The following is a 22,243-nucleotide window of genomic DNA, read 5'->3' as shown; positions in this document are numbered from 1 at the left end:
AATCAGCGAAAACAAAGGCGCCGAAACAGAGCGTCAATCACCGCAACAACGACTTATAAACCAAGGGAGTCACCCATGAACCGCACGCTTTCCAGCCTGATGGCCGCAGGCACCCTGCTTGCCGCCACCCCGGCGATGTCCGGCGACCTGCTGCAGTGGCAGAGCAACAGCCTGACCTACCTCTATGGACAGAACTTCGAGGTCAACCCGGATACTCAACAGACGTTCACCTTCGAACACGCTGATGGCTGGAAATACGGCGACAACTTCCTGTTCGTCGATAACATCTTCTACAACGGCAAGAAAGATTCAGGCGTGGGCAACAACACCCTGTACGGCGAGTTCTCCCCTCGCCTGTCGATGGGCAAGATCTTCGACCAGAAATTCGAACTGGGCCCGATCAAGGACGTGCTGCTGGCCGGCACTTACGAGTTTGGCGAAGGTGATGTGGAGTCCTACCTGATCGGTCCTGGTTTCGACTTGAACATCCCGGGCTTCGACTACTTCCAGCTGAACTTCTACAAGCGCTACAACGAAGGTCATCGTGCCGGTTACGGCGCCTGGCAGATCACCCCGGTGTGGTCGTACACCATTCCCGTGGGCAAGTCCGACATCCTGATCGACGGTTTCATGGACTGGGTGGTGGACAACAAACAGTCCAACACCAAAGGCGACTACCACTCCAACCTGCACTTCAACCCGCAGATCAAATACGACCTGGGCAAGGCGATGAACCTGCCGGAGCGGCAGCTGTACGTAGGCATCGAGTATGACTATTGGACCAACAAATACGGGATCAATGACACGCGTTATTTTGATACTGATCAGAACACGGCGAGTTTGTTGGTGAAGGTGTTTTTCTAAGAGCGTGAGGCGTGCGGGTGATTGACTCGCACGCCGATGTGCTCATGACCTCAACGGCCATTGGTTCGTTGAGCCAGCAACTGACGCCCACGTGCTTGATAAAAGCTATAAGCGGACTCAACGATACTGTCCGCGTTCCGCGAGGCCATTACCGAAGCTATGTGGGGGTTCGCATTAAACGCATCAATAGCCGAGGGCAGATCCTTCACAGTTGAGCGTCGATGGTGCAAGACCCGTACGTGCTCCAAGAACTGCGACTCTGAACTTTCCGATATCTGGATATAGCTGAGTGTCAGCTTTCCATTAACGATAGCCTCTGAGATAGCAGACTCCCCTCCCCCCACCAAATGATCTCCTAAAGCTTGCGCCGAGTTTGTATCCAGATAAAAATTATCTTCACTTTCCACGCCTGAAAGCGATTCGAATCCACTCACCATAGCTAAATGAGTCATCTCGTGGGCGATTGTCTTGGGCAAATCTGATGATTCGAGCTTATCAACATTCAAGAAAATACGGCCATGAGGATCGTCGGGTAGCACACTTGCAAGTTCTTCGGTGTCGTAGGGAATAATCCCTGCAAACTTCCCATATCCTTTTTCGCTTCGATAGGCTGACGTCAACGCTTGGGTTTTTGCCCAATCGCGCACCACGCCAGGCATCGCTTGTTCGTGATAATAGCCAAAATACTGACGACTGATATTGGAGGAGTTCCAGCCCAAATCTTGGGCAGCGGCAATTGCACCAGAGAAGACTTCGTCGTTTCTGGCTAGCGCGAGCCTTATACATCTGGCCTCGTCAGGATAAAGCGTCTGCAACTCGGCCAGATCTCTCCAGACGAAGGTATCCCCGTCGTGCTCCATTTCTTTTTCGAAGGAATCGTTCATACCCTCATAAACCCAACCGTTTATTTCGACCTGAGTGATAGGGTTATTCCCGACAAATCCATACCGGTTCAACCCCTGAACATCCCCCGCTGGATCCGGATTAACCCAACGCTGCAACCACGGCGCGTAATACCGGAAGCCATAGTAATAAAGTCCCGATGCATCCCGCTCTTTGCCCGAATAACGCACGGTCTTGTACTTGGCCTCAACAGCACTGCGCGATGCCCACCACGCGGTGCCGCCAAACGGGTAATAACCTTCGTGGCTGATCAACTTTGCATCTTGATCAAGTTCAAGGGTGGTTGAGCCCAAGTGATCAGTCAGGCTATAGCGCAACTGGTCATTCTCGATGCCATCGGGTTTGCCGGATTCCCAATGCAGCAGCTTCACGTAAAGGCGCCCCGCCTCTGCCGTGAGCACATGCCGCACTTCACCAGTGGCCTCGTTGCGATGAATTTCCAGCCCCGGCAAGTAACGCACCTCAGCCATCAATGTGCGGCTGCGCGCCTGACTGACACGTACTTTACGCACCCGCTGTCCCTCGCCGTCGTAGCGATAAAGCTCGCTGTCATCAGGCCCCTCCTCGCGCTTCACGGCAGTGACTTCACTCAGCTGATTTCGCGCATCCCAAGTCATTGTCTGACCCGGTTGCAGCATCTTCAGGTTACCGTTTGCGTCGAAGGCTTCAGCGATCTGGCTGTCATCCGGCAGCGTCCCGTCAGCCCGCTGGGGCAGGCTGCGGTTACTCGTCGAAGACACCGCCATGCGCCAGGTCTCGGCGCCTGAATGATGCCGAGCGAGCAGATTGCCGCCTGCGTCGTATTCAAAGCGCTGGGTGTAGTTGATCAGCTTGCCAGGGTCTAACGGCAGGGGGTGAAGGTCGGGCAACCCGGGCAAATGGGAAACCGGGGCGACTTCCCGTCCGGTGGCTTCGATGAGTTGATAGAGGCTGTCATAGACGTAGCGACTGACGGGATCGACGCGCTGATTCTTGAAAAACGAAGCCGGCTGCGCAGCATCTTCAACGCTCACCACGTTGCCAACCGGGTCGTAGCCGTAGTTCAGATCCTGCAGCACCTGCCCCTCGCCAGTCAGCGCCAACAGCCGGGTCAGCCGGCCGTCTGCCGGATTGTAAAAGGCAGTACTCACGACACCATTGCCTGCCACCTCCCGTTCGGCTGCGCCCATTGCGTTGTGGTGGATATCGCTCACCAAAACCTGAACCCTATCGCTGCCCGACGACTGAAGCGCCGTGCTCTCCAATGCGCCTGAGCAGGTGTACGCCAGCATCCGGCGATTTTCCTGGGCATCCGTCTGCGTTATGACATCCCCGCCAGCACTGACAGCACTCGTCGATAGATAGCGCTGCGCCTCAAGCAACAGGTCACGTTGCGAGGGCTCTTGCGGCCAGTCAACGCGGCCTGTCTGTGCAAGAAATCGCCGCGCTTGATGCAACACAGCGCCCGTCAGAGCGTACGCCGAAAACCACACAGAGCCCGCCGAATCGTCACGTCGCAGCAACGTGCCGCACTGGTTCTGCGCTGCCCATTGGGTGCTGGCGTCGCCATAGATGAACCGGTCAGACACCCGAGCGGGTTCGCCATCGAGCGTTTCGGCGATCGCCACAGGCCGCATCAATCCGTCGTATTCAACCGTCGTCAGCGTGCCCCGGCTGTCGCGGCTTTCCAGCGGTTGCCCCGCTTCGCCCAACAGCGTCAGCCGCCATCGCGCATCGACGTTGTCGGTCAACAACGGCTGGCCAGAGAGGCTGAAAACCGTACACGTCGAGGGTCGATCGAGGCGAGGGTCGGTGGTGGCGAAGAGGCGCCCCGCCGGGTCAAACCCTTGCCGGGTGATCCGCGGTTCGAGGATCGATTGCGCAGCTGCCCGGTAAAATTCGATGTGGCGAACGGGCAAACCGCGCGGGTCAGCCACGACGAGAATGGGGGTATGGGAGCAGAGATTCATGTACCGACGTCCGTGTCCAAGCCTTGATCAAAGGCTAGACACAAACGCGGCGTCACAGGCGTGCAGGTGACGTGCGGTCAGGCTGCGTGGTGTCGAACCGGCATTACGCGACGCTGAGCGGCACGTATGACTGACACCGCCTACACCCCCTATGGGAGCGAATTCATTCGCGATGTTCCCACGGCAACGGCTTGCCTGCCCTCACCTTGGCATTGAGGGTGCGCAGCAGGTCAAGGGGATCGGTGTCTTTCATCGCATGACTCTGTTCATCGACCCAATTCATGACCTGCTGACGATCAAGACCGGGCCTTGTGTGCAGGATTTCCACCAGCTGACGTTCGCAGTGCTGGGCATAGGCGACCACGCTGGAAAACAAAGGGCTGTTCATAACCGACACCTCGCCACCGAATACCCTAAAGGCCTTGAACAGGCGCCAGAATGTGTGTGCCTCGATACCACCGGCACACAATACCACCGGCCTGCACCTGGCTACAGTGGCCTTGGCCGCGGGCGGGCGCAAGACAGGCAAGGCGGCAATCTTGAGCCTGTTGCGAGCCCGGTGCTAACATTCGCCACCGCCGAACAGGCAAGGACATCCCGCTTTATGAGCAGCATCCGCGAGCGCAACAAAGAACTGATCCTGCGCGCAGCCAGTGAAGAATTCGCCGACAAGGGCTTCGCCGCCAGCAAGACCAGCGACATCGCCGCCAAGGCCGGTGTGCCCAAGCCCAACGTCTACTACTACTTCAAATCCAAGGAAAACCTCTACCGCGAGGTGCTGGAAAGCATCATCGAGCCGATCATGCAGGCTTCGACGCCGTTCAATCGCGAAGGGGTTCCGGCTGAGGTGTTGAGCGGCTACATCCGCTCCAAGATCCGCATTTCCCGCGACCTGCCCGCCGCCTCCAAGGTGTTCGCCAGCGAAATCATGCACGGCGCGCCGCACCTGACGCCAGAGCAGGTCGAGCAGCTCAACGGCCAGGCGCGGCATAACATCGAGTGTATTCAGGGCTGGATCGACGACGGCCTGATCGCACCGCTCGACCCTCATCATCTGATGTTCAGCATCTGGGCCGCGACTCAGACCTACGCTGACTTCGACTGGCAGATATCCACCGTTACCGGCAAGCCGAAACTGGACGACGCCGATTACGAAGCTGCCGCCCAGACCATCATCCGCCTGGTACTCAAGGGGTGCGAACCCGACCGCTGAGGGTCGGGATCAGTTGCTCGCGGTCTGCAACGCCTTGTCCACGCCGTCAAGCAACTGACCGAAGCTCCAGGGTTTGCGGATGAACGTCACAGCGTGCTGAACGCCGGAGCTTTCCGGCGTTTCGTGGCCGGACATGATCAGGATCGGAATCTGCGGCCATTTGTTGCCCGAGAGGTTGGCCAGATCCGCCCCGTTCAGGGTTCCGGGCATCAGAATATCGGTGAGCAGCAACGACACGCGGTCGGCGTGATCGTCCAGAAACCTGGCAGCCTCGTCGGCGCTCTCCAGGGCATGGGTGGTAAAACCCTCGTCGGCCAGAATTTCACACACGAAATCCCGAATGATCGACTCGTCCTCGACCACCAGAATGAGTCGTTGTTGTTGCTCTTTCGCTGCCATTTGCGCTGCACCCACCATAATTCTTTTCCCATTGCCTTCCCGGCCGGCCCTGTCCTGGACTCGGGTTGTTGTCGGTACTGTGAACGGCGCCAGCGCTGGAAATTCCATCAATCAGGGAGTTTTGCTTCAAACGGGTGTTCCAGAGGTCGCGAACGGGTACGTGGGGGTGCGATACGGGGGCTTTGCGCGGGCATAAAAAAACCCGCCGAAGCGGGTTTGTGCAAGACCGTCCAACTTCCTGTCGGCCGCCAATACCTTGGCAACGGTCGATCGTCCCTGATCCTGCAGCTTTCCGTCGCTGCAGTTGATGGATCCAATGTACTGCGCAAATGGGATCCAACATAGAGCCAAGTTCTCCTTTTCGTGTAAGCCTTTGACTACAGCGTTAATAATGTGACGCCACTTTTTAGACGGTTAGTTAATGGTCTACGACAATTCGGCCGTGTACGACGACTGGCTGGAGAAATACCCGTACCACGCTCAGGTTTGCCCGCGCCGCGCCGAGATGCTTTATGACAAGGATTCTTTAGACCGAGGGCGTTTGCGGTGCGATCCGGTGTCAGGCGAGCCGATCATCGAAACGGTTCGCGCCATAACAAGATCAATGAACGGAGTGACGGTCATGAATATGCGCAATCTCTCGATCAGCCGGCGTCTGTGGCTGATCCTCATCGTCGCTGTGTTGATGTTGTTCACGCTGGCGGTGGCCATGCTCAAGCAGATCCACGACGACCTCTACGACGCCAAAGCGCAGAAGACCATGCACGTGGTGCAGACCGCCAGCGGCCTGCTCGACTACTACCATGGGCTGGAAACCGCAGGCACCCTGACCCGCGAACAGGCCCAGCAACAGGCCATGGATGCCATCCGTGGCCTGCGCTATAACCAGACCGACTATTTCTGGATCAACGACCTGCGCCCTGTGATGATCATGCACCCGGCCAACCCCAAACTCGTGGGCCAGGACCTGTCAGGGGTGAAAGACCCCGACGGCTTCCAGGTCTTCAACGAGATGGTCACCCTGGCCAAAGCCAAGGGCGCCGGGATGGTCAACTACCGCTGGCCGAAACCTGGGGCAAGCGATGCGGTGCAGAAGACTTCCTACATCTCCCTGTTCACCCCCTGGGGCTGGATCATTGGCTCGGGGGTCTACGTCGATGACGTGCAGGCCGAGTTCCGCCAGCAGGTGATCAAGGCGCTGTCGATCAGCGCCGGGATCATTCTGGTCATGGGCCTGCTGCTGACCCTCATCGGCCGCAGCATCGCCGGGCCGCTGAAGACCACCGTCGAGGCCATGGCCAATATCGCCAGCGGCGAAAGCGACCTGACCCGCAGCCTGGAAACCCAAGGCAAGGATGAGATCACCCAACTGGCCACGCATTTCAACGCCTTCACCGACAAGCTGCGCCGGGTCATCACCGAGCTGCAATTGTCGGCGGTGGGTCTGGGCCAGGCCTCCAGTGAAATGGGCAGCAACGCCGTGCAGGCTCAGGAGCGTAGCCAGCAGCAATCGCTGCAGATGGAACAAGTGGCCACGGCAGTCAACGAGGTGACCTATGGCGTGCAGGACGTAGCCAAGAATGCCGAGCACGCGGCCAGCGAGATGCGCAACGCCGAGTCCCAGGCCCAGCAGGGCCAAGCGAACATCGACAGCAGCCTGAAGCAGATCGGCCACCTGTCCGGCACCATCGATCAGGCCGTGGAAGTGATTCGCACGCTGTCCAGCGAAAGCACGCAGATTGGCGGGGTGCTGGAGGTCATCAGCTCTATCGCCGAGCAGACCAACCTGCTGGCCCTGAACGCGGCGATTGAGGCGGCGCGGGCCGGCGATCAAGGCCGTGGCTTTGCCGTGGTGGCCGACGAAGTGCGCCTGCTGGCGCAACGCACGCAGAAATCCACCGCCGAGATTCAGGCGATGATCGAACGTCTGCAATCACACTCGGACGCCGCCGTGAAGGTCATCGGCGACAGCAGCCGTTCTTCGCAACTGACCATCGAACAGGCCAATCTGGCGGGCCAGAGCCTGACCTCGATCAGCCAGGCGCTGCGCAACCTCAACGGCCTGAATGCCTCGATTGCCAGCGCCACCCTACAGCAATCCCATGTGGTCGAGGACATCAACCAGAACGTCACCCAGGCCGCTCAGTTGTCCCAGAGCACGGCCGTCGCCGCCGAGCAATCCAGTGCGGCGAGCGCGCAACTCAAGGGTTTGAGCGAGCAATTGAACGGGCTGCTGCGCCAGTTCAGGGTCTGACCCCTTGCCTCTCAGGAGCCCGCCTCAGCGCGGGCATCCTTCCTGACGACACGCTGTGAACGTCTTTAACTGCTCGGCCCGCACTTTGGTGTGCTCGGCCAGGCACTGGGTCTGGGACAAGGGCCACAGGCTGCCGCCATCCTCGCGCTTGCCAACCTGATACAGGCAATCGGCATCGCGATAGGCGATCCACTTCTTCTGAGCGTCCTGCAGTTGTTTTTTACGGGCGGGGGTTGTCAGGTACGCCATCTGCGCCTTGTACTGCTTGTTAAGCTCGGCATCCAGCGCCGCGTACTCCTTGCCCGCGCATTGATTCATTGAGGCCTGGGTGGCATCGCAATCCTCGGCCTGTGCCGAGCAGCCAATGCCCAAAGCCATGAACATGCCCACCGCGATCATTGCGTAACGCATCGAAATCTCCCTGCTTGATGATTGACGGTTCTCAGACAGTAAAAAACCGGCCACTGCTGCCAGAGCCGGTTCTTTTTAACAGGTGCCCATCAATCCAGCATGCCGACATAACCTGGCTGCTGACGCACGCGCTCAAGCCAGGCCTGAATGGCCGGGAATTGATCCAGATCGAAGCCGCCCTGATGGGCCACGTGGGTGTAGGCGTACAGCGTGATGTCGGCGATGGAGAACTGCTCGCCGACCATGAACGGCGTGCGTTGCAGCTGCTGCTCCATGACTTTCAACACCCGGTAACCGCGTTTGTGCAGCGCGCGGTACTCTTCCAGGCGTTCATCCGGCAGGTTCAGGTAGAACTGGATAAAGCGCGCCACCGCGATGACCGGCTCGTGGCTGTATTGCTCGAAGAACTGCCATTGCAGCATTTGCGTACGCAGGCGCGGCTCGCTGAGCAGGTAAGGCGTGCCTTCGGCAAGGAAGTTGAGAATCGCGTTGGATTCCCACAAGTAGGTGCCATCGTCGAGCTCGAGCACCGGAATCTTGCCGTTGGGGTTCTTCGCCAGAAACGCTTCGGTTTCGGTCTCGCCCTTGAGAATGTCCACCGGGACCCATTCGTACTCTGCGCCCAGCAGGTTGAGCATCAGTTTGATTTTGTAGCAGTTGCCCGAGTTGTAATCGCCGTAAACCTTGTACATCTGCTTGCTCTCCCCTGGATGGTACGGTGATGCGTATGCGTACTGTATCAGGCCGCGCGCGCGGCTTGCGCCTGTCTGATGACGGCGGCCAGTCGTTGCAGCCCGTCGTCCAGTCGCGCCGGATCGATATGACTGAAGTTGAGCCTCAAATAACCGGGGTTGGCGTCCGGATCCGTGAAGAACGGCTCACCGGGCATGAACGCGACGTTCTGTGCCAGTGCGGTGTCGAGCAGCGTACGTGTGTCGAGTTTCTCCTTGAGTGTCAGCCAGAAAAACAGACCGCCCTGAGGGCTGTTCCACTGGGCCAGATCACTGAAGTGACGCTGCAACGCGGCTTCGAAATGATCGCGGCGGGTGCTGTAGAAATCCCGCAGCTCGACCAGATGCTTTTCGTACGGCTCGCTGCCGATCCACTGCAGGGCTTGCCACTGCCCCACACGATTGGTGTGCAGGTCGGCGGCCTGCTTGAGTTTGAGCAGGTGCGGGAACAGGTCTTTGGAAGCGATCAGGTAACCCACGCGAAGGCCAGGCATCAGGGTTTTCGACACGGTGCCGGTGTAGATCCAGCTGGCCTTTTTAAGACGGCTGACGATGGGGCGAGCGCTGCCGCCGTCGAAGGTGAGGTCGCGATAGGGTTCGTCTTCAATCAGGGTCACGCCGAATTCGTCGAGCAACGCTGCCACCGCATCCCGCGCCGACTCGCTGTAGCGCACGGCGGACGGGTTCTGGAACGTTGGGATCAGGTAGGCGAACGACGGGCTGTGCTGCTCCAGACGCTGACGCAGCACGGCGAGATCTGGCCCCTCGGCGAGCAGCGGCACGGTCAGGCAATCGGCGCCAAACAGTTGAAAAATCTGCAGCGCCGCCAGGTAAGTCGGACCTTCCAGCAGGATCTCGGTGCCCTTGTCGATGTACAGCTTGGCTGCAAGATCCAGGGTCTGCTGCGAGCCGCTGACGATCATCACCTGACTCGCCTCGCACGCGATGCCCAGCGCACGGGCCTGGGCCGCGAGCGCTTCGCGCAACTGCGGCTCGCCTTCGCTCATGCCGTACTGGCCGATGCTGCGCGGCATGTCCGCCCACTGGCTGTGGGGCAGCATGGTTTCTGCAGGCAGGCCGCCGGCGAAGGACATCATTTCCGGGCGCTGGGCGGCGGCGAGGATTTCGCGAATCAGGGAACTCTTCAAACGGGTCACGCGTTCAGAAAAAGCCATGAGATCACCACTGGCGGATACAATTGGAAATACGTCAAACTGGTTGACCGAAATTAAGACGCCAGACCTGGATACGTCAATATGCTTGACCTTAAAAATTCATCGACCCAGCAAATTGCCATGGAAGCGTTTTTCTTTGGCTACCAGGCCTTCACCGCCAAAGCCGACGAAATGCTCGATCGACGAGGCTTGAGCCGCGTGCACCAACGCATCGTGTTTTTCATCGCCCGCTATCCGGGTCTGAGCGTGAAGCAGTTGCTCAATGTGCTTGGTGTGAGCAAACAGGCGCTGAACACGCCGCTGCGTCAGTTGATCGAGATGGAACTGGTCCTCAGCGTCGCCCCCGAGGACGACAAGCGCAAACGCTTGCTGCAGCTGACGGCCGAGGGTGCGAAGTTCGAGCAATCCCTGCGCCGCGAGCAGGTGAAGCTGCTGCAGCGGGTCTTTGCCGAGGCGGGACGCGAAGCAGTGGATGGGTGGCTTGCGGTGAATCAGGCGTTGGGCAATACCTTGAATCGCGGCTGAAAATGCTCCTTTGGCGTAAAGCACACACATCCCTGTGGAAACTCTGTGATGACGGTAATCTTCTGTGGGATCGAATTCATTCGCGAGACGTCGGTACATTCACTAGCAAGGCATCGTGTGAAATGACGCATCGCGAATGAATTCGCTCCCACAGAGGTTCCTTCCCGACCGACACATCGCGTTTGCAGATGCAGCGTCTAAACGTCAGCTTTCGTGAGCAAGCTCACTCCCACACTGGTATGTGACTGCTGCACATTCGAGCGACTGATTTCAGGTTTGCAGGAGAACAAGACCCCACCGGAAACTGTGCCGATTAATGTGCGAGTGGCTGTATCGCAACGAACTGTGACGACTGCGTATAGGCTTGTTGATCTGTTCACATTGCCGTTCCAAGGACCGACCGCATGACTGACGCGACCCACACGCCGCTGCGCCCGCTGACCGACTCTTCACCCTCGGCCGTCGTGGCGGGCTTCATTGCGATGATGACCGGCGTCACCAGTTCGCTGGTGCTGATTTTTCAGGCCGGACAAGCCGCCGGGCTGACCTCGGGGCAGATTTCCTCGTGGATCTGGGCGCTGTTCATGGGCATGGCGATATGCAGCATCGGCCTGTCGCTGCGTTACCGGTCGCCGATCACGGTGGCCTGGTCGACACCCGGTGCGGCGCTGCTGATCGCAAGCCTGGGCCATGTGGCCTACCCCGAAGCCATTGGCGCCTTCATCACCAGCGGCTTGCTGGTGTTCATCTGCGGTATCACCGGCAGTTTTGAGAAACTGGTCAAGCGCCTGCCCACTTCACTGGCGGCAGCGTTGCTGGCGGGGATTCTGTTCAAGATCGGCAGCGAGATTTTCGTCGCCGCGCAACACCGCACCGGGCTGGTGCTGGGAATGTTCTTCACCTACCTGATCGTCAAACGCTTCTCTCCGCGCTACGCCGTGCTGGTCACGCTGCTGGTGGGCGTGGCGCTGTCGGCGATGCTCGGCATGCTCAACTTCAGCGGCTTCAACCTTGAAGTGGCGGTGCCGGTCTGGACCACGCCTTCGTTCTCCCTGGGCGCGACCATCAGCATCGGCATCCCGTTGTTCGTCGTGGCCATGACGTCGCAAAACATGCCCGGCATTGCGGTGTTGCGTGCCGATGACTATCAGGTGCCTGCCTCGCCGCTGATCACCGCCACCGGCCTGATCTCGATGCTCACCGCCCCGTTCGGCGCCCACGGCATCACCATGGCCGCTATCAGCGCGGCCATCTGCACCGGCCCCCATGCCCACGAAGACCGCAACAAACGCTACACGGCGGCGATCTGGTGCGGGCTGTTCTACGCCATCGCTGGCGTGTTCGGTGCGACCCTGGCGGCGTTGTTTGCGGCATTTCCGAAAGAGTTGGTGCTGTCGATTGCGGCGCTGGCGCTGTTTGGCTCGATCATCAACGGCCTGACCGTGGCAATGAGCGAACCCAGGGAGCGCGAAGCGGCGCTGATCACCTTCATGGTCACGGCGTCGGGGCTGACGCTGTTTTCCATCGGCTCGGCCTTCTGGGGGATTGTCGCGGGGGTGTTGACGTTGGTGATTCTTAACTACCGCAAATAACGGGCCGCACCGACTGTATCAGCGTCTGTCGACGATCCTGTTATAGCCTGAAATGCCCCACCATCCCCTTCAATTCCATCCCCAGCGATGCCAGTTGAATGCTCGACGCGGCATTGCCCTGCATCGCCAGCGCTGACTGATCGGCACTGGCACGGATGCTGGTGACACTGCGGTTGATCTCTTCGGCCACCGAGCTTTGCTCTTCCGCCGCGGCAGCAATCTGCTGGTTCATCTGCTGAATGAGCGACACGGCGGCGGCAATGCTGCCCAGCGCGCTTTCGGTCTGCAAGGCATCGGCCACCGCCAGCTTCACCAGCTCGCCGCTGCTTTGGATCTGCGCCACCGAGGCTTGGGCGCCGCTTTGCAGGCTGCTCACCAGACGTTCGATTTCTTCTGTGGACTGCTGCGTGCGTTTGGCCAGTGCGCGTACCTCATCGGCCACCACCGCAAAGCCCCTGCCCTGCTCGCCCGCTCGCGCTGCTTCGATGGCCGCGTTGAGGGCCAACAGGTTGGTCTGCTCGGCGACGCTCTTGATCACGCCCAGCACCTTGCCGATGTTCTGGATTTCCGCGCTGAGGCTCTCAATGCTGTCGCTCGCCGAGTTGGCCGAGGTCGCCAGTTGCTCGATGCGCTGCATGCTCTGGCGCACCACCGCCTGGCCGCTGTCGACCTTGGTGTCAGCAGTCTGCGCGGCCAGCGCCGCTTCTTCGGCGTTGCGCGCCACGTCGTGCACGGTGGCGGTCATCTGATTCATGGCCGTGGCCACTTGCTCGGTTTCTTCCTTTTGGGTGCTGACTTCCAGATTGGTCTGCTCGGTGACCGCCGAGAGCGAGTGCGCCGAGGTCGCCAATTGTTCGATCCCCGCTTGTAAACCGCTGACGATACCACTCAAGCCGGCGCCCATTTGCTGCATCGCCTGCATCAACTGGCCAATTTCATCCTTGCGTGTCACCTGCACGTTGCCGCTCAGGTCACCTGCCGCGATGCGCTGGGCGATGGCGATCACACTGCGCAGCGGCGCGACGATGATGCGGGTAATGACGAACGACGCGATCAGGCCGACGAACAGGGCCAGAATCGACGAGCCGATGATCTTCAGCGAGTTCGCTTGCAGCTCCCCGAGCACCGACTGATCTTCGGCGTCATAGGCCTGATTGACCTGCTGCACGACCGTCCTGGCATTGTTGGCCAATTGCTGGGAGACCTTGGCTTCGTCGGCCAGCAGGCCGGTGTACTCATTGAGTTTGTCGTTGAAATTGGTGATGTGGCCGCCGACTTCGGTCAGCACCGTGAGGTAGCCTGGGTCCTTGATCACGCTTTTCAGCTGGTCGGCCATTTCCTGGGCCTGCACAGCCTGCTCGATCTTGCCGGTCTTGGCCTCTTCGCCGGAGCCAGACTTGCGGCTCTTGTCCAGACGCACCCGCGCCTCGTCCATGGCCTGCATCATCAATTTGGAAATCTGGCTGATCTGGCCCGACTGCTCGATGAATTCCGAGCCCTGCTGGCCTTGGGAATCCTTGAGGTTGTAGGCGCCGTCGTCCGCCAGCCCGGCCTGCAGCACGTCGAGGTTGTTGGCGACGCTGGACACCGACCAACTGGCCATCTCCAGCGCCAAGTCCTTGCTCTGGCTGATGCTGACGAATTCGTCGAAGGATTTGCGATAGGCCGCCAGCGCCTGCTGCACGTCGCCCATCACCCGCTGATTGACTGCGGAGCTGGCCTTGAGCTGTTCGGCCTGCGCGTTCAGGGCGTCGAGACCGGCGTGCAGTTCATCGACGACCTTGGGGTCGCTGTGCAGCGCGTAATCCTGCTCAAGCAGACGCACGCGGTTGAGGCCCGAATTGAGTGCGGTCATTTCCTTGAGGCTGTCGAAATGCACGCTGATCGAGCGCAGCGACCAGACGCCGATGGCGGCAACCAGGGCCGTCAGCAGCAGGACGAGGACGAATCCGATACCCAGTTTCTTTGCCATTCCGAGATTGGCAAAACGCGATTGCACGGCCGAAATCATACGATCTTCCCCAATCACAGCTAAAAAGGCGCACACAACGAGGCCATGTTGATCAAGGCCATTCAATTTTCGTGCAGATTCGCAACGGCTCAGCGGCAAAACAAGAGTTTGACGTCGGAATAATGGCAAATAGCTACGCCAAGGTCGCTTCCAGAATGGTTATCGGCATATCCCAAATGTTCAACAGGGCCGCCGGTGCCGCTCGGCCCCGAAAACAGCGGGAATGCGACAGAAGGTAACGCGCCATGACAGAGCGAAACCGGGCGTTTTGGTGACACCTGTGCGCCGGTAACGCTCGTGTTCAAGGCCAATCAGCGAGTAGCTGGGGCGACGGTCAGCGTACCAGCGTCGGCGTCCAGCGTCGCCTGGCTGCCCAAGGCAACGGCCAGATTGCGGTCGCCATGGCCAATGGAGAGCCCGCCCAGCACAGGAATGCCTAAAGAGCCCAAGCGCTCGCTCAACACATCGGGCGGTCGGATGGCATTGTTGCCATGACCCGGCTCGCTGAACTGGCCAACGGCGATGCCGGCCAGCGACTTCAGCAGGCCGCAGTTGCCCAGGTGAGTGAGCAGGCGATCAACGCGATAGGCGAGCTCGCCGACGTCTTCGATCAGCAGGATCGCGCCGTTGAGATCAGGCATGAAGGGCGTGCCGACACAGGTGCTGAGCATGCTGAGGTTGCCGCCCAGCAGCGTCCCACGTGCAACACCAGAGGTGCGCACGCTGAACGTTGGCTCGTCGCGGTCTGCCTGAACGACAGACGCTTCACTGCTCATCAGCGCCTGCTTGAGGGTACTGGCAAAAAGACCGCCGCGCTCCAGCTGCGCCGCGACAGGGCCATGCACGGTGACCAGCCCGGTGTGATGCCACAACGCAGCATGCAGAGCCGTGATGTCGGAAAAGCCCACGACCAGCTTCGGGTCCCGGCGTACCGCGTCGTAGTCCAGTTGCGGGATGATCCGCTGCACGCCATAACCACCACGATTGCACAGCACCGCACGAATCTGCGGGTCGGCCAGGGCGTCGTTGAGGTCGGCGGCGCGATGCTCGTCGCTGCCCGCCAGATAGTGATCGGCCTCCAGCGCATGGGGGTACACCTTGGGCCGCAGCCCCCAGGAGGTGAGTTCGCGTACCGCCGCCTGCACCCTCGACTCAGCCACGGGGCCGGCGGGTGACACCAGGGCGACAGCGTCACCGGCGCGAAGGACTGTGGGGTTGAGGATCGGGCGGGACACTGGCATTTCAACAACTCGGCTGGCGTTCGAATGAATCGGCAATGTAGAGCACTCCCTGCGTCGAATCCAGAGGCGACTGCCCTCGCCATGAGTGGGATGTCCCGGATAGCGGATCACGAATCAGCCGGGACGTTTGTGCGAAAAATCAGCTCATCTTGTCATTCGGCCCCGGCCCGCGATTCACCTGAAAGCGCGTGACGCTCTTACGCAGCCAGCCCATGAAGCCGCTGGGGTCGCTGATCACCGGCTTGGTTTCCAGCATTGCCGCGTGGGCCTTGCTGCGGAATTTCGCCAGCCCCGCCAAGGCGCCGATCAATTCACTGTGCTCTTGCAGCCAAAACTCAAGGTCGGCCTTGTCGATGCGATAGATCATGCAGTCGGTGTAGGCGCAAAAGCGTCCCACCGTGGCCGTCCCGTCGACGAAACCGGTTTCGCCGAACAACTCGCCAGGACCCATGCGCCCCACTTCCATCCAGCCGTCCGGGCGCTGGATCGACACCGACATGACCCCGGACTCAATGATATAGAGGGCATTGGGGACAATCCCTTCGGCCAGCACCACATCCTTGGCCCCGTAGGCCCCCAAATGCATGTGCTGCTCAAGCTGCGCGCGGTCCTCGTCGCTGAGCATGCGCAGCGCGCCAACGGTATTGAGTACCGCCGATTGCCGCGTGCTGGCGCGAGACTGATCAAGCCGCGTCTCAGTGGACGCCAGCTGACGATGAATGAGGTCGTACAGCTGATTGCGCACGGCGGAACGGCGGTCGCGGGACTTCACGTACCCGGTCACTTCATATTCAACGCTGCGCAGGCCGGACTTCACCACCACCGCCGAGGCCTTGGGCTGGCTGAGCAGTTCGCGGCAACCCAGCAGCGCCTTGTCCAGGGAGTCGAGCACCAGGCTGGGGCGCAATCGGGTGGGCAATTCGATGCTCAGGGTCACGGAATGAAAATGGTCGGGGCGGCTGAAATTGACGATTCGGGTCTTGGCCGCCATGGCGTTGGGGATCACCGCCATGCTGCCTTCGGAGGTCAGCAGATGGGTGGAGCGCCAGTCGATTTCGATGACCTTGCCTTCGATGTCGTCAACGCGAATCCAGTCATCGACCCGAAACGGCTTGGTGGCGTTGAGCACGATCCCGGAAAACACGTCGCCCAGGGTGCTCTGCACCGCCAGACCGAGAATGATCGCCACGGCACCGGAAGTCGCCAGCAGGCCTTTGACCGGTAAATCGAGCACATACCCCGCTGCTGCGACAGTTGCGACGAGAAAGATAATCGCGCCCATCACGTCCTGCAGCAGATGGCCCTTGCCACCGATGCGCGGTTCCATGACCACCACCGCCAGCACAGTGAGGGTGCGCGCGCCGAACAGCCACCAGGCAATGGTCAGGATCGTCGCCAATACGTGGCGCGGCCCGGAAAGCGTGTCGGGTACCGGATACAACGGGCTCATGCCGCCATCGAGCAGTGCCATGCTGAACAGCACGAACAGCACCAGCCGACAAGCCAGCCTGCGCCGCAGCAGCCGGGGGTGCAGCCACTGCCAGAGCACCAGATCGATGACCAGCAAGACCGACGCACTAACGAGTGGATACGCGAACCACAAATGATCCATCGAAGCTCCCTGAAGGTGGACAGCCCATGGAGCTTAGCTGATCCCCAATAAGGCGCACGGCAGCGGTTTTCACACCCGAGCCCAGTAGATGGCTAGCTTGCGGGAGGCGTTCTTGGCGGGAAATCTGGCGTATGATCACTCGCCAAATAGCGTTGAAAACGGTCACCGGAGAATCTCATGTCGCGCTCACAGGCGGAAAAAGCCGTTATCCATGAACACATCGTCAACCTGGCCGCCGAGCGTTTTCGCGAGGTCGGGCTGAACGGCATTGGCGTGTCCGACCTGATGAAGGAAGCCGGGCGGACCGGCGGCGGGTTCTACAAGCATTTCGAATCCAGGGAAAAACTGGTCGAAGAGGCGCTGCAATGTGCGTTCAACAAACGCGCACTGAAGCTGGAAAAGTATCTGGAACCGGACTCCACCCTGACCCTGACCGATCTGGTGGAAAGCTACCTTTCCGAGCGGCATCTGAACGATCCGGGTTCAGGCTGCGCGTTGGCTGCTGTGATGAACGACGTGGCCCGCAGCAGCGAGCCGGTTCGCGACCTATACACCCGCGAATTGCAGAACGAGCTGTCGGTCATCGCCGCACTGACCAGCAGCAAACAACCGGCCAAGAAACGCGCTCAGGCGTTACTGGCGATGTGTACGCTGGTCGGCGCGATCGGGTTGTCGCGGGCGGTGACCGATGAGGAGCTGGTGGCGGAGTTGCTCAATACCGGCAAAACCCTGCTCAAGGCTTTGGACGCTTAAAACGCTGGTACACCGATATTTAGCTGACACACCGCTTTCGCGGCCGTCGTGACCTCCGGCTGCTCCTACGGGAATAAAGCGTGAATCACGTGAACTGTGCCCCTGTGGGAGCTGCTGGAGCTGTGCGACAGTGGCGAAGAGGGAGTGTCAGGCAACTGATGTATAGCTGGCACACCGCTTTCGCGGCCGTCGTAACCTCCGACTGCTCCTACAGGGATAGGCGTGAATCACGTGAACTGTGCCTCTGTGGGAGCTGCTGGAGCTGTGCGACAGTGGCGAAGAGGGAGTGTCAGGCAACTGATGTATAGCTGGCACACCGCTTTTCGCGGCCGTCGTAACCTCCGACGTCTCCTACAGGGGTACGGCGTGAATCGGTGTGGTGTGTCAGAACGCTGTGACCCCGCCATCCACCGCCAGCGAATGCCCGGTGGTGAATGCGGCGCCATCGCTGCACAGGTACAGCACGGCGGCGGCGATTTCCTCGACCTTGCCGATGCGTCCCACCGGGTGCATGGTCGCGGCGAATTCGGCCTTGCGCGGATCGGCCTCGTGGGCGCGGCGAAACATATCGGTGTCGATCACCGCAGGGCACACGGCGTTGACCCGGATCTGCTTCTTCGCGTACTCGATGGCCGCTGATTTGGTCAGGCCGATCACCGCGTGTTTCGACGCCGCGTAGATGCTCATCTTCGGCGCTGCACCCAATCCTGCCACCGACGCGGTGTTGACGATGGCGCCGCCGCCCTGGGCCAGCATCACCGGCAGCTGATACTTCATGCACAGCCAGACGCCCTTGACGTTGACGCCCATGATCGCGTCGAACTCTGCCTCGCTGCCCTCGGCCAGTCGGCCTTTTTCGATCTCGATGCCAGCGTTGTTGAAGGCATAGTCGACCCGGCCGAACGCGTCGACGGCCCGGATCATCATCTGCTGGACTTCGGCTTCTTTGGTGACGTCGCAACGCAGAAACAGTGCCTCACCGCCTGCCTGACGAATCAACTCGGCGGTGCCTTCCCCGCCGTCGCTGTCCAGATCCACGGCCACCACCTTCAAACCCTGCTCGGCAAACGCCAGTGCGGTCGCGCGGCCGATGCCTGCTGCGGCGCCGGTGACCAGCGCCACCTGCCCGGAAAAAGTCATGCTCATGGATGTGCCCTGTTGTGATGAGAGAAGCAGGTGATCTGCATGAGGTCCAGTCTAGCGACGGGCGCTGCGCTTGCATCAGCACTATCAAAGCCCCGGTTACGGGCTTATGCATTGCAGTGATGGCGGCAGTCCCAAACCATTAATCGCATGGATCGCCGCGCATTCGCTGCACGGGCTTTACTTGCGATCAGGCCAGTGGCGGTCTATCACTGGCGTTTCCCCTTTCGATCAGGAAGCTGCCATGACCGCGCTGAACAACCGCCAATTTCTCCTGGCCCGCCGCCCTAAAGGCTCTGCGACCCGAGAGGACTTCACCTTTCAGACCGTGCCCGTAGCCGATGTGGCGCCAGGCCAGGTGCTGGTGAAAAGCGAATACCTGTCGCTGGACCCGGCAATGCGCGGCTGGATGAACGAGGGCAAGTCCTACATCGCGCCGGTCGGGCTGGGCGATGTGATGCGCGCATTGGGTGTAGGCAAGGTGATCGAATCGCAGAACCCGACATTCGCGGTCGGCGATTACGTGCAAGGCGTGCTCGGGGTTCAGGATTATTTCGTCGGCGAGCCCAAGGGCTTTCACAAGGTCGACCCCAAGTTGCTGCCTCTGCCCGTTTACCTCGCCGCGCTGGGCATGACCGGGATGTCGGCTTATTTCGCCTTGCTGGAAGTCGGTCAACCGAAAGCCGGTGACACCGTGGTGATCTCCGGCGCCGCCGGTGCAGTGGGCAGCGTCGCCGGGCAAATCGCCAAAATCAAGGGCTGCCGGGTAATCGGCATCGCCGGTGGCAAGGACAAATGCCAGACCCTGATCGACGAATTCGGCTTCGACGGCGCCATCGACTACAAGAGCGAAGACATTCACGCCGGCCTGAAACGCGAATGCCCCAATGGCGTGAACGTGTATTTTGACAATGTCGGCGGCGACATTCTCGACGCCGTGCTCACCCGTCTGGCGCTCAAGGCGCGGGTGGTGATCTGCGGCGCGATCAGCCAGTACAACAATAAGGAAGCGGTGAAGGGCCCGGCCAATTACCTGTCGCTGCTGGTCAACCGCGCGCGCATGGAAGGCTTTGTGGTCATGGACCACGCCGAGCACTTCGCCAAGGCCGGCATGGAAATGGCCGGCTGGCTTGCCCAAGGCAAGCTCAAGAGCAAGGAGCACGTGGTCGACGGGCTGGAGACGTTCCCGGAAACCTTGCAGATGCTGTTCAAGGGCGAGAACAACGGCAAGCTGGTGCTGAAGGTTTAGACGCTGCGCATGGCAGCACAATTGACCGGCGGCGGTGACCTTGAAATCGCTACCGCCGGTACGCCGGGCTGCTTCGCTGCCCTGCCTCCCATTCCCTGAAATTTCGCTGAACAAGTCATCGATCTCGCTGCCGAAAGCACCACAAGGCGCACTCTGGTGTAAGCTCGTGCGCTGTTGATTTCGACCCCTCGAGAGGCTTATGCGGGCTCCCTTCCGACGTTCTACCCTTGCGGCGCTGCGCGGTTTCGAATCGTCCAGCGCGGCGATCACCATTTTGCCGAGCGCTGCCGACTATCGGCGCACGTTGCTGGAGAAGATCGCCTCGGCGACCCGGCGCATCTATATCGTGGCGCTGTACCTGCAGCAGGATGAAGCCGGTCAGGAGATCCTCGATGCGCTGTATGCCGCCAAGGCCGCGAACCCGGCGCTGGACGTCGTCGTGCTGGTCGACTGGTTTCGCGCTCAGCGCGGGTTGATCGGCGCGGGCAAGCAGGCCGGAAACTCGGCGTGGTATCAGGCGCAAAACCTGGAGCACGATCAGGAAGTGCCGATTTACGGCGTGCCGGTGCAGACCCGCGAGCTGTTCGGTGTGCTTCACCTCAAGGGCAGCGTGATCGATGACTGGGTGATCTACACCGGCGCCAGCATCAACAACGTGTACCTGCACAAACTCGGCAAATACCGCCTCGATCGCTACCAATTGCTGCAAAACAAGGACCTGGCCGACTCGTTCCAGCGCCTGGTGCAAAAGGACATCCTGCCGTCCGACGCCGTGCACCGCCTCGACCTGCCGTCACCGCCCTCCTCGCGCAGCATTCGCGGGGAAATCCGCCAGTTCCGCCAACGCCTCAAGCGCGCCAGCTATGACGTCAATGAAGGCATTCGCGAGAACGGTGAACTGCGCGTCATTCCGCTGCTGGGCATCGGCAACAAGAACCCGCTGAGCAAAGTGCTGTGCGACCTGATCGCTGAGACACGGCATCAGCTGACCCTGTGCACGCCGTATTTCAACATGCCGCTGGTGGTCAAACGCGAGATCAACCGTGCGCTCAAGCGTGGGGTCAAAGTCGACATCATCATCGGCGACAAGACCGCCAACGACTTTTTCATCCCGCCCCAGGAGCCGTTCAAGGTCATCTCCGCGCTGCCGTACCTGTACGAGATCAGCCTGCGCCGCTTCATGCAAAAGCATCAGACGGCGGTCGAGCGGCACAACCTGAACATTCACCTGTGGAAGGACGGCGACAACACCTTTCACCTCAAGGGCCTGTGGTCGGACGAGCGCTACACCCTGCTCACCGGCAACAACCTCAACCCCCGCGCCTTCCAGCTCGACCTGGAAAACGCCGTGCTCATCGACGATCCCAAGGGCGCCTGGCTCAAACCCCGTGCCGAAGAGCTCGACCTGCTGATGCGCAACACCCATCGCGTGGGCAAGTTCGACGAGCTGGACACCCTCAGCGAGTACCCAACCGGCGTGCGTACTTTTCTACGCCGGGTCAGCCGGGTGCGTGTCGAACGCCTGCTCTACCGGATTCTCTGATGAGCAAGAACACCGGCGTGCGCGCGCTACAGGCCGAAGAAACCCGCGCGCGCATTCTCAAGGCGGCGATCACGGTGTTCACCCGCGATGGCTACTCGGGCGGGCGGATCGAGAAGATTTCGGCAGAAGCCGAGTCCAACGACCGGATGATCTATTACTACTTCGGCAGCAAGGAAAAGCTGTTCGTCAAGGTGCTTGAACACACCTACGAACGCTTCAACCAGGCCGAAAGCACCCTTGAACTCGACCCGTCGACGCCGGTGCAAACCCTGCGTCAACTGGTGGCGTTCGTCTGGGATTACTACGTGCAGCACCCTGAATTCGTCGCCATCCTCAGCATCGAAAACCTGCACAAGGGCAAGCACGCCAAGCAGTCCAGCGAGCTGCGCAGGTTGTCGGGTGAAGCGGTGGGCGTGCTCAGGCCGATCATCGAATCAGGCCAGCAGCAGGGGCTGTTTCGAGAGGATGTCGACCTCAAGCATGTGTACCTGATGATCGCGTCGCTCTGTTACTTCTATAACTCCAACCTGCACACCCTGACCTCATTCCTGGGGCAGGACATGGCCGGTCAGGGGCAGCGGCAGGACTGGCTGGCGTTTATTCAGGATCTGGTGGTGCGTGGGGTGAGGGTGTTGCCGATTCAGCAGTAAACACAAATCCACTGTAGGAGCTTGC

The 22,243-nt window shown here is 60.2% G+C and carries 19 protein-coding genes and 1 pseudogene; 9 read left to right on the top strand and 11 right to left on the bottom strand.

The window, feature by feature from the left end; all coding sequences use genetic code 11:
- Nucleotides 1-75 precede the first annotated feature (75 nt).
- Complete coding sequence (locus tag AC07V9_RS08305) at nt 76-864, top strand: outer membrane protein OmpK (protein WP_495015246.1); 789 nt, start codon at nt 76-78, stop codon at nt 862-864.
- A 50-nt stretch (nt 865-914) separates the two neighbouring features.
- Here AC07V9_RS08305 and AC07V9_RS08300 read toward each other — a convergent pair whose 3' ends face one another.
- Nucleotides 915-3,716: an RHS repeat domain-containing protein gene (locus AC07V9_RS08300; protein WP_495015245.1), complete on the bottom strand. Its 2,802-nt coding sequence runs from the start codon at nt 3,714-3,716 to the stop codon at nt 915-917.
- Nucleotides 3,717-3,879: 163 nt separating this feature from the next.
- On the bottom strand, nt 3,880-4,104 hold the full coding sequence (locus AC07V9_RS08295) for a hypothetical protein (protein WP_495015244.1): 225 nt from the start codon (nt 4,102-4,104) through the stop codon (nt 3,880-3,882).
- A gap of 216 nt (nt 4,105-4,320) precedes the next feature.
- Here AC07V9_RS08295 and AC07V9_RS08290 point away from each other — a divergent pair, with 216 nt between their 5' ends.
- Entirely contained in the window at nt 4,321-4,929 is a 609-nt protein-coding gene (locus AC07V9_RS08290; protein ID WP_495015243.1) for a TetR/AcrR family transcriptional regulator, read from the top strand.
- A 9-nt stretch (nt 4,930-4,938) separates the two neighbouring features.
- Here the strand turns inward: AC07V9_RS08290 and AC07V9_RS08285 are convergent, their stop codons facing one another.
- Nucleotides 4,939-5,328, bottom strand: a complete 390-nt coding sequence (locus tag AC07V9_RS08285; protein ID WP_495015242.1) for a response regulator — start codon at nt 5,326-5,328, stop codon at nt 4,939-4,941.
- Between the two features lie 622 nt (nt 5,329-5,950).
- On the opposite strand from AC07V9_RS08285, the gene AC07V9_RS08280 reads away from it, so the two are divergent.
- Nucleotides 5,951-7,582, top strand: coding sequence for a methyl-accepting chemotaxis protein (locus AC07V9_RS08280; protein ID WP_495015241.1), 1,632 nt, complete (start codon nt 5,951-5,953; stop codon nt 7,580-7,582).
- Nucleotides 7,583-7,606: 24 nt separating this feature from the next.
- Here AC07V9_RS08280 and AC07V9_RS08275 read toward each other — a convergent pair whose 3' ends face one another.
- The 3 genes from AC07V9_RS08275 to AC07V9_RS08265 form a co-directional block, all read right to left on the bottom strand.
- The gene (locus tag AC07V9_RS08275) at nt 7,607-7,993 is read right to left on the bottom strand and encodes a lysozyme inhibitor LprI family protein (RefSeq protein ID WP_495015240.1); all 387 of its coding nucleotides are present in this window, start codon (nt 7,991-7,993) and stop codon (nt 7,607-7,609) included.
- A gap of 89 nt (nt 7,994-8,082) precedes the next feature.
- Nucleotides 8,083-8,685, bottom strand: coding sequence for a glutathione S-transferase family protein (locus AC07V9_RS08270; RefSeq protein ID WP_495015239.1), 603 nt, complete (start codon nt 8,683-8,685; stop codon nt 8,083-8,085).
- A gap of 47 nt (nt 8,686-8,732) precedes the next feature.
- The gene (locus AC07V9_RS08265) at nt 8,733-9,899 is read right to left on the bottom strand and encodes an aminotransferase-like domain-containing protein (RefSeq protein WP_495015238.1); all 1,167 of its coding nucleotides are present in this window, start codon (nt 9,897-9,899) and stop codon (nt 8,733-8,735) included.
- An 81-nt stretch (nt 9,900-9,980) separates the two neighbouring features.
- On the opposite strand from AC07V9_RS08265, the gene AC07V9_RS08260 reads away from it, so the two are divergent.
- On the top strand, nt 9,981-10,424 hold the full coding sequence (locus tag AC07V9_RS08260; RefSeq protein WP_495015237.1) for a MarR family transcriptional regulator: 444 nt from the start codon (nt 9,981-9,983) through the stop codon (nt 10,422-10,424).
- Between the two features lie 404 nt (nt 10,425-10,828).
- Nucleotides 10,829-12,016 carry a benzoate/H(+) symporter BenE family transporter gene (locus tag AC07V9_RS08255; protein ID WP_495015236.1) on the top strand — a complete coding sequence of 396 codons (1,188 nt, stop codon included), beginning with the start codon at nt 10,829-10,831 and terminating at the stop codon, nt 12,014-12,016.
- A gap of 40 nt (nt 12,017-12,056) precedes the next feature.
- Here AC07V9_RS08255 and AC07V9_RS08250 read toward each other — a convergent pair whose 3' ends face one another.
- The 4 genes and pseudogenes from AC07V9_RS08250 to AC07V9_RS08235 all read right to left on the bottom strand — a co-directional run bounded on the left by AC07V9_RS08250 (nt 12,057) and on the right by AC07V9_RS08235 (nt 16,880).
- Nucleotides 12,057-12,920, bottom strand: a complete 864-nt coding sequence (locus tag AC07V9_RS08250) for a methyl-accepting chemotaxis protein (RefSeq protein WP_495015442.1) — start codon at nt 12,918-12,920, stop codon at nt 12,057-12,059.
- Nucleotides 12,918-13,352, bottom strand: a pseudogene (locus tag AC07V9_RS08245) (HAMP domain-containing protein); the annotation flags it as partial. The gene AC07V9_RS08250 and the pseudogene AC07V9_RS08245, both read right to left, overlap by 3 nt.
- A gap of 986 nt (nt 13,353-14,338) precedes the next feature.
- The gene (locus AC07V9_RS08240; RefSeq protein ID WP_495015235.1) at nt 14,339-15,268 is read right to left on the bottom strand and encodes a S66 peptidase family protein; all 930 of its coding nucleotides are present in this window, start codon (nt 15,266-15,268) and stop codon (nt 14,339-14,341) included.
- Between the two features lie 139 nt (nt 15,269-15,407).
- Nucleotides 15,408-16,880, bottom strand: coding sequence for a mechanosensitive ion channel family protein (locus AC07V9_RS08235; protein ID WP_495015234.1), 1,473 nt, complete (start codon nt 16,878-16,880; stop codon nt 15,408-15,410).
- A gap of 177 nt (nt 16,881-17,057) precedes the next feature.
- Between AC07V9_RS08235 and AC07V9_RS08230 the strand changes: the two genes are divergently transcribed.
- Nucleotides 17,058-17,633: a TetR/AcrR family transcriptional regulator gene (locus tag AC07V9_RS08230; protein WP_495015233.1), complete on the top strand. Its 576-nt coding sequence runs from the start codon at nt 17,058-17,060 to the stop codon at nt 17,631-17,633.
- A 384-nt stretch (nt 17,634-18,017) separates the two neighbouring features.
- Here the strand turns inward: AC07V9_RS08230 and AC07V9_RS08225 are convergent, their stop codons facing one another.
- On the bottom strand, nt 18,018-18,779 hold the full coding sequence (locus tag AC07V9_RS08225; RefSeq protein ID WP_495015232.1) for an SDR family oxidoreductase: 762 nt from the start codon (nt 18,777-18,779) through the stop codon (nt 18,018-18,020).
- Between the two features lie 241 nt (nt 18,780-19,020).
- Here AC07V9_RS08225 and AC07V9_RS08220 point away from each other — a divergent pair, with 241 nt between their 5' ends.
- The 3 genes from AC07V9_RS08220 to AC07V9_RS08210 all read left to right on the top strand — a co-directional run bounded on the left by AC07V9_RS08220 (nt 19,021) and on the right by AC07V9_RS08210 (nt 22,218).
- Nucleotides 19,021-20,025: an NADP-dependent oxidoreductase gene (locus AC07V9_RS08220; RefSeq protein WP_495015231.1), complete on the top strand. Its 1,005-nt coding sequence runs from the start codon at nt 19,021-19,023 to the stop codon at nt 20,023-20,025.
- 199 nt (nt 20,026-20,224) lie between these two features.
- Entirely contained in the window at nt 20,225-21,568 is a 1,344-nt protein-coding gene (gene pssA, locus AC07V9_RS08215; RefSeq protein WP_495015230.1) for a CDP-diacylglycerol--serine O-phosphatidyltransferase, read from the top strand.
- On the top strand, nt 21,565-22,218 hold the full coding sequence (locus AC07V9_RS08210; protein ID WP_495015441.1) for a TetR family transcriptional regulator: 654 nt from the start codon (nt 21,565-21,567) through the stop codon (nt 22,216-22,218). The genes pssA and AC07V9_RS08210 overlap by 4 nt, the downstream gene beginning before the upstream one ends.
- The last annotated feature ends 25 nt before the right edge of the window (nt 22,219-22,243 follow it).

The organism is Pseudomonas sp. GW821-FHT02A11, from assembly GCF_059421985.1.
The sequence above is the reverse complement of the archived record's forward strand: the minus strand, read 5'-3'. Positions and strand labels throughout refer to the sequence as shown.

Bases quoted from the DNA above. Each gene is read 5' to 3' on its own strand.
- AC07V9_RS08305 (WP_495015246.1), top strand. From the start codon at position 76: ATGAACCGCACGCTTTCCAGCCTGATGGCCGCAGGCACCCTGCTTGCC.
- AC07V9_RS08300 (WP_495015245.1), bottom strand. From the start codon at position 3,716: ATGAATCTCTGCTCCCATACCCCCATTCTCGTCGTGGCTGACCCGCGC.
- AC07V9_RS08235 (WP_495015234.1), bottom strand. From the start codon at position 16,880: ATGGATCATTTGTGGTTCGCGTATCCACTCGTTAGTGCGTCGGTCTTG.
- pssA (WP_495015230.1), top strand. From the start codon at position 20,225: ATGCGGGCTCCCTTCCGACGTTCTACCCTTGCGGCGCTGCGCGGTTTC.
- AC07V9_RS08290 (WP_495015243.1), top strand. From the start codon at position 4,321: ATGAGCAGCATCCGCGAGCGCAACAAAGAACTGATCCTGCGCGCAGCC.
- AC07V9_RS08230 (WP_495015233.1), top strand. From the start codon at position 17,058: ATGTCGCGCTCACAGGCGGAAAAAGCCGTTATCCATGAACACATCGTC.
- AC07V9_RS08240 (WP_495015235.1), bottom strand. From the start codon at position 15,268: ATGCCAGTGTCCCGCCCGATCCTCAACCCCACAGTCCTTCGCGCCGGT.
- AC07V9_RS08270 (WP_495015239.1), bottom strand. From the start codon at position 8,685: ATGTACAAGGTTTACGGCGATTACAACTCGGGCAACTGCTACAAAATC.
- AC07V9_RS08255 (WP_495015236.1), top strand. From the start codon at position 10,829: ATGACTGACGCGACCCACACGCCGCTGCGCCCGCTGACCGACTCTTCA.
- AC07V9_RS08220 (WP_495015231.1), top strand. From the start codon at position 19,021: ATGACCGCGCTGAACAACCGCCAATTTCTCCTGGCCCGCCGCCCTAAA.
- AC07V9_RS08250 (WP_495015442.1), bottom strand. From the start codon at position 12,920: ATGGGCGCCGGCTTGAGTGGTATCGTCAGCGGTTTACAAGCGGGGATC.
- AC07V9_RS08260 (WP_495015237.1), top strand. From the start codon at position 9,981: ATGCTTGACCTTAAAAATTCATCGACCCAGCAAATTGCCATGGAAGCG.
- AC07V9_RS08280 (WP_495015241.1), top strand. From the start codon at position 5,951: ATGAATATGCGCAATCTCTCGATCAGCCGGCGTCTGTGGCTGATCCTC.
- AC07V9_RS08225 (WP_495015232.1), bottom strand. From the start codon at position 18,779: ATGAGCATGACTTTTTCCGGGCAGGTGGCGCTGGTCACCGGCGCCGCA.
- AC07V9_RS08275 (WP_495015240.1), bottom strand. From the start codon at position 7,993: ATGCGTTACGCAATGATCGCGGTGGGCATGTTCATGGCTTTGGGCATT.
- AC07V9_RS08295 (WP_495015244.1), bottom strand. From the start codon at position 4,104: ATGAACAGCCCTTTGTTTTCCAGCGTGGTCGCCTATGCCCAGCACTGC.
- AC07V9_RS08265 (WP_495015238.1), bottom strand. From the start codon at position 9,899: ATGGCTTTTTCTGAACGCGTGACCCGTTTGAAGAGTTCCCTGATTCGC.
- AC07V9_RS08285 (WP_495015242.1), bottom strand. From the start codon at position 5,328: ATGGCAGCGAAAGAGCAACAACAACGACTCATTCTGGTGGTCGAGGAC.